Below are 2,134 nucleotides of genomic sequence, written 5' to 3' on the forward strand. Positions count from 1 at the left end.
CCACCACCGGGAGCGGGGTCAGCCGGAGAAGTTGATGTTGTGGGGTTCGGAGTACACGCCGGCTGAGCCGCAGTTGCCGCCCTTGAAGGCGTAGGCGGCGGCGATCCAGGTCGACGGGTTGGCCTTGTAGGTGCGGGCGGTCAGGTAGTCACCAAACCGGGGGATGCCACCCGAAGCGGTGCAGGTGTTGCCCTGCCCCCAGAGGAAGAAGTTCGAGTTGTTCTCGATGGTGGTGGCGCCGGTCGTATATGCCGCTCCGCCGGGGTAGTAGGCGGTGGTGCCGGTGCCGCCGCCCCAGGCGAACACGCCGCCGACCCGGCCGGCGTTGTTGGGTGCCAGGGACATGAACTGGATGGCTCCCCAGCTGCCCCAGACGTCACCGGCACCGATGTAGGCCTTCGTCGACTCGTTGAACCAGACGATCCGGGTGTACGGGAACGGGTGGCTGCCGTCCTGGCGAGCGTTGAACGAGAAGCCCAGCACCCCCGCAGCCCGGTACGCGCCCAGGGTTCGCGAGTCGGCGAACGCGCACCAGTTGGTCACCACCCCGTTGGCGCTGGCGCAGTTCTGTCCGCTGTTGCGGGTGAAGAAGCCGTAGGAGGCGACGGTGCGGTCCCACCAGGAGTACGAGGTGGAGCTCTCCGGCCAGGCGTAGACGCGGAACGACGAGCCGTTGGTCTGGCCCCAGTTGCTGCCCCAGAACAGGGTGTCCGTGGAGCCGGGGGTCAGTTTGAAGGTGAAGTTGTCGGTCCGGGTCAGGAAGTTGTAGTTGAACCCGCTGCAGGTGCTCATCGCGGCGGCGGGAAGGCGGATGATGCCGGAGGCCGAGCCGCCGCCGGACGGGAACAGGTTGGAGGAGATGTAGACGTAGTTGTTGCCGATGGTCATGTCGTTGTAGTCGATGGACGTGGTGGACGGCTGACCGAACCAGGACGGGGTGATGGTGTACCAGCACCAGCTGGTGAATGCGCCCGCGCCGGCGGCGGAGGCGTTCGCGAGCACCAGGTGGTCGCTGTACTGCAACAGCCAGAACTGCCGGCCGCGGATCGGGTCGTACTGGGTCACCTGGTCGCAGCAGAAGCCGCTGCCGAAGATGGTGAACGGGTCCAGCGCGGACCAGGTGGCGCCGTTGTTCGTGGACCGGGTGGCGTACCAGTTGCCGGTCTGGAAAATGTTGCCGCCGTTGGCGTCGGTACTCGGCTCCTGGGTATTCGACACGAACGACGACCCGCCCGAGATGCCGCTGGCAGGGATGGCGGAGTCCCGCAGGATCGTGGTGGCCAGAGTGCTAACCCCGCCGGGCGCCGCGATGGGCGGGTTCAGTGCCTTGGCACGCGGCAGTGGCGCGATGGTGCCTTTGTCGACTGGCGTACGGTCGGCGGTCTGCTCGCGTAGCGCCGCGGCCTGCCGATCGGTCAGGGTCGGGGGTGTGACCTGCGGGCGTGCCTGCCCCCGCTGACCGGCAGGCGCCACGCGGGACGACGCGACGCCGCTACCGGCCGCCGCAGCAGTCTTGTCCGCAGCGGCCGGGTCGGCCTGAGCGGGCACGGCCGGCGCGGCCGCCAGCACCAGCAGCAGACCGAGCGCGGCCATCCGGCGGTATGCCGGGCGTTGACTGATCGATGTGGACGTGGTGTTCACTGGTTCTCCTCCCAGCCCCCGGGTCTGGGCCGGCTGGCTCAGACACCCGAGCGGCTGGACCGAGTCTCGACCCCGACGTAACGGCGTGTCACCAAACGGTCACTGAATTGACTGACGTGAGTTTTTCACCCGGGATTCATGCGGCCGGGCCTCTGAGATCCGAGTCCGCCGCTTGCCCCGAGCCAGCGAGCCAAGGGGGCGCGGCACCGGTAGGGCCAGGACGCGGTGGACCAATTTGACATCCTCCCGGCCCTGAAGGGGCTGGGATTCCCACGGTCGCCCGTGAGGTTTCCTGTTTCATCGCCGACTGCCTTTCCGGGAGGATTTTCCCTTGAGGTCTTCTGTCAGCTCCGCAGGCGTTTTACCTCTCCGCCAGCCCGGCGGCGAGGATGTTCTTGGCAGCGTTGATGTCCCGGTCGTGCACGACCCCGCAACCAGGGCACGTCCAGGAGCGCTCGTTGAGGGCGAGGGTGGTGTTGATCCATCCGCACCC

Annotated in this window: 2 protein-coding genes; both read right to left on the reverse strand. The window is 67.6% G+C overall.

The features are described 5' to 3' along the window. Positions 1–18: 18 nt before the first annotated feature. Positions 19–1,641, reverse strand: coding sequence for a hypothetical protein (locus ACY34I_RS40300; RefSeq protein ID WP_462760805.1), 1,623 nt, complete (start codon positions 1,639–1,641; stop codon positions 19–21). 361 nt (positions 1,642–2,002) lie between these two features. Further along, on the reverse strand, positions 2,003–2,122 hold the full coding sequence (locus tag ACY34I_RS40305) for a zinc ribbon domain-containing protein (RefSeq protein ID WP_462760807.1): 120 nt from the start codon (positions 2,120–2,122) through the stop codon (positions 2,003–2,005). Positions 2,123–2,134: the final 12 nt, after the last annotated feature.

This window comes from Micromonospora sp. RTBAU3-60, from assembly GCF_054963695.1.